This is a genomic window from Micromonospora sp. NPDC050695 (assembly GCF_040654415.1).
Taxonomy (GTDB): Bacteria; Actinomycetota; Actinomycetes; order Mycobacteriales; family Micromonosporaceae; genus Micromonospora.
This window is the reverse complement of the sequence record NZ_JBFAHZ010000113.1, coordinates 1-3,754: the sequence shown is the minus strand read 5'-3', so window position 1 is coordinate 3,754 and position 3,754 is coordinate 1. Positions and strand designations below refer to the sequence as shown.

Sequence of the window (3,754 nt, the reverse complement as noted above, 5' to 3'; positions counted from 1 at the left end):
ACCAGAAGCCCACCCGGGACAACCTCACCAAAGCCGCATGACCCTCACACAGCGTCACCAGCAACCAGAACAGGACTTGCGACCTGCTGCACTAGGTGGGCGGGGCCGGCTGGTGGGCGGTGCGGCGATGGCCGAGTGCCGTGTCCCATGCCGCGACCCCGGCCAGCACGAGGGTCGCCGCGATGGAGGTCACCGGTGGCAGCTTCCGCGACGGGCGACCTTCGCGCGTGCAAGGGGCCACGATGACCGGGAGCGGTCGATGGATCCCGGCCCGCCACGGTCGACACACAGCAAAGGCAGGGAGATGTCACTCCCTGCCACTTCTAACGTATATCGCACCGGGGGGCTTGCCGCAAGACCCGGGGTGTGCCGCAGAATCGGCGGCCGTACCAGCACCGATCAGGCACATGGGGGGCACGACGTGGGTGTGTTGTCGATGCACGGGGGCCGCGGCGACCTCGAACCGCTGGTGGATCTCCGGGAGGTTGACGAGACGCACATCGCGGTCGTCGGCGGCAAGGCCGCGCAGCTGGGCGGGCTGTCGCGGATCGAGGGCATCCGCGTGCCGGCGGGGTTCGTCGTGACGACGGCCGCCTTCCGGCGGATCATGGCGCAGGCGCCGTCGATCGACGAGCGTCTCGATCGGTTGTCGCGCCTGAACCCGGATGACCGGGAGGCGATCCGCACGCTCAGCGCGCAGGTCCGCATGGCCATCGAGGAGACCGCCATCCCGGTCGATCTGGCGGCGGCGATCACCCGCGCGCTCGTCCGGTTCGGCGAGCAGAACGCCTACGCCGTGCGGTCCAGCGCGACGGCGGAGGACATGCCGACGGCCTCCTTCGCGGGCCAGCAGGACACGTACCTCAACGTCGTGGGACCGGCGGCGGTCCTGGAGCACGTCAGCCGGTGCTGGGCGTCGCTGTTCACCGAGCGGGCGGTGACGTACCGCCTGCGCAACGGCTTCGACCACCGCACGGTCCACATGGCTGTCGTCGTACAGAAGATGGTTTTTCCGGATTCGGCCGGCGTCCTGTTCACGGCCGACCCGGTGACGGGCAACCGGAAGGTGGCCAGGGTGGACGCCGTCTTCGGGCTCGGCGAGGCCCTGGTCTCCGGTCTGGTGAACCCGGACGTCTTCGCGATGCGCGACGGCGAGGTCATCGCCAGGGCGGTCGCCGCCCCGGAGCAGCCGGCGCTGACGGATGAGCAGGTCGTGCGGCTCGTGCGGGTGGGACGGCGGATCGAGGCGCATGTCGGCCGCCCGCAGGACATCGAGTGGTGCCTGGTCGACGACGACTTCCAGATCGTGCAGAGCCGACCGATCACCACGCTGTTCCCCATCCCGGCGGCCGACGACGGGGAGAACCACGTCTACCTCTCCGTCGGTCACCAGCAGATGATGACCGACGCGATGAAGCCGCTGGGGCTCTCCATGTGGCAGCTGACGGCCATGGCGCCGATGCTCGAGGCGGGCGGGAGGCTGTTCGTCGACTCCACCCGGCTCCTGGCATCACCCGCGAGCCGCGCCGGCTTCCTGGACCTGGTCGGACGCTCGGATCCGCTGATCAGGGACGCGCTGGAGACCGTCCTGGACCGTCGCGACTTCGTTCCGACGCTCCCGGACGGTGGTGGTCCCGCCGGTCCGACGGTCGGCGGCGCGTCCGCCCCGATCGAGGCCGATCCGGCCATCGTCGCCGAGCTGATCGAGCGCAGCCAGGAGTCCCTCGAGGCCCTGCGGCGCGACATCGCGACGGTGACCGGACCGGCGCTGTTCGACTTCCTGCTGGAGGCTTTCCAGGAGCACAAGCGGATCCTCCGTGACCCGTTGAGCATCAGGGCGATCATGGCGGGGATGGAGTCCACCTGGTGGCTCAACGACCGGCTGTGGGAGTGGCTGGGCGCGCGGAACGCGGCCGACACCCTCACGCTGTCCGCCCCCGGCAACATCACGTCGGAGATGGGCCTCGCGCTGCTCGACGTCGCGGACGTGATCCGCCCGCATCCGGAGGTGGTGGCGTACCTGCAGGGCGTGGTGGACGACGGTTTCCTGGACGAGCTGCCGAAGCTCCCCGGCGGGACCGCGGCGCGCGACGCCATCGAGAGCTACCTCGACCGGTACGGCATGCGCTGCGTCGGCGAGATCGACATCACGAGGCCCCGCTGGAGTGAACGCCCCAGCACGCTCGTGCCCGTCCTCCTCGACAACATCAAGCTCTTCGAGCCGGGCGCCGCCGAGCGGCGCTTCGCGCAGGGACGGCAGGACGCGCAGAACAAGGCACGGGAGGTGCTGACGCGCCTGCGGGCGCTGCCGGACGGGGAGCGGAAGGCCGCCGAGACGACGCGCATGATCGAGCAGGTCCGGACCTTCATCGGCTACCGGGAGTACCCGAAGTACGGCATCATCAGCCGCTACTTCGTCTACAAGCAGGCCCTCCTCGCGGAGGCCGAACGCCTCGTACGGGCCGACGTGCTCGCCGACGCCGACGACGTCTTCTACCTCACGTTCGGCGAGTTCCACGAGGTCGTGCGCACACACCAGGTGGATGCCGACCTGATCCGGCGGCGCAAGGACGCGTTCCGGTCGTACCAGGCGCTCACGCCACCTCGGGTGCTGACCTCCGATGGGGAGGCCCTCAACGGAGCGTACCGCCGCGACGACGTGCCGGCCGGCGCCCTGATCGGCCTGCCGGTGTCGGCCGGGACCGTGGAGGGGCGCGCCCGCGTCATCCTGGACATGGCCCAGGCCGATCTCGAACCGGGTGACATCCTCGTCACGGCCCACACGGATCCGAGCTGGACGCCCCTCTTCGTCGCCGTCGCCGGCCTGGTGACGGAGGTCGGAGGATTGATGACGCACGGCGCGGTGATCGCACGGGAGTACGGCCTGCCGGCCGTGGTCAGCGTCGTCGACGCCACCCGGCTGATTCGCGACGGGCAGCGGATCCGCGTGCACGGCGGCGACGGGTACGTCGAGATTCTGTCCTGATTGCGGCCGTGCCGGGCGGACGGCCGCCGGGCCGGTCAGCGGTGACGCCTTGGACGCCTCGGTGGCGAACCGTCGCAGGGCGGCACCCACCGTGCTGTCGCCGCCGGTGGCGGCCAGCGTGGTCAGGTCTCGCCCGAACACGGTCAGGATCTCCTCTGTCGACGACTCCCCGGACACCGCGGCCTTCACCATGTCCGCCGCCATCGCGTCGCCGACCTTTCACCGACTCGCAGAGCTGCGTGTCGCTCGTGGCCCCAGGCGTGCCTGTGGAAGCAGGCGTCGGGGGTCCGGCGGTCGTCGCCGCATCGACGGTTGACAGCTACTGGAGACTCTGCACTGCCGAGGCCGTCGAGGATCAGCCCGAGCCCTGGGTCCGCCCACCCAGGCCGAGGGCCGATCAGGGCACGCAGCCGGGCCCGAGTGCCGTGAACCGCTCAGGCCCATCTATGCGTTTGATGCATGACGGCAGCGTGTCCCAAAGACAGGAAGCACCTGATGTTCCCGAATCAACAGCAGATCGATCGACAGTACACCGAAAATCTGCACAAGCTCTGCAAAATCATTTTTGCTGCGACAAAGGATTGCGTGCCCGTGGGCGCGGGGAATCAGAAGGCTGACCTGGCGGCGTCGCGAGGCCGCAGCGCCTGGCAGGTTCAGACAGTCGAAGCATTTATCTCTACGAGTTCGGCGAAAATCTCGGAGGGCTTCTTCCAATTGTGGATCTTACGGGGTCGGTCGTTGATTTCGGAAGCTACCATCGCTAAGTAC

At 69.1% G+C, this 3,754-nt stretch carries 2 protein-coding genes; both read left to right on the top strand.

Going from position 1 to position 3,754, the window contains the following annotated elements; all coding sequences use genetic code 11:
• The first annotated feature begins 436 nt into the window (after positions 1-436).
• Positions 437-2,986, top strand: coding sequence for a rifamycin-inactivating phosphotransferase (gene rph, locus AB0H52_RS31555; protein ID WP_151489136.1), 2,550 nt, complete (start codon positions 437-439; stop codon positions 2,984-2,986).
• Between the two features lie 495 nt (positions 2,987-3,481).
• A partial coding sequence (locus AB0H52_RS31550; protein ID WP_357951932.1) for a hypothetical protein occupies positions 3,482-3,754 on the top strand: 273 nt, incomplete at its 3' end.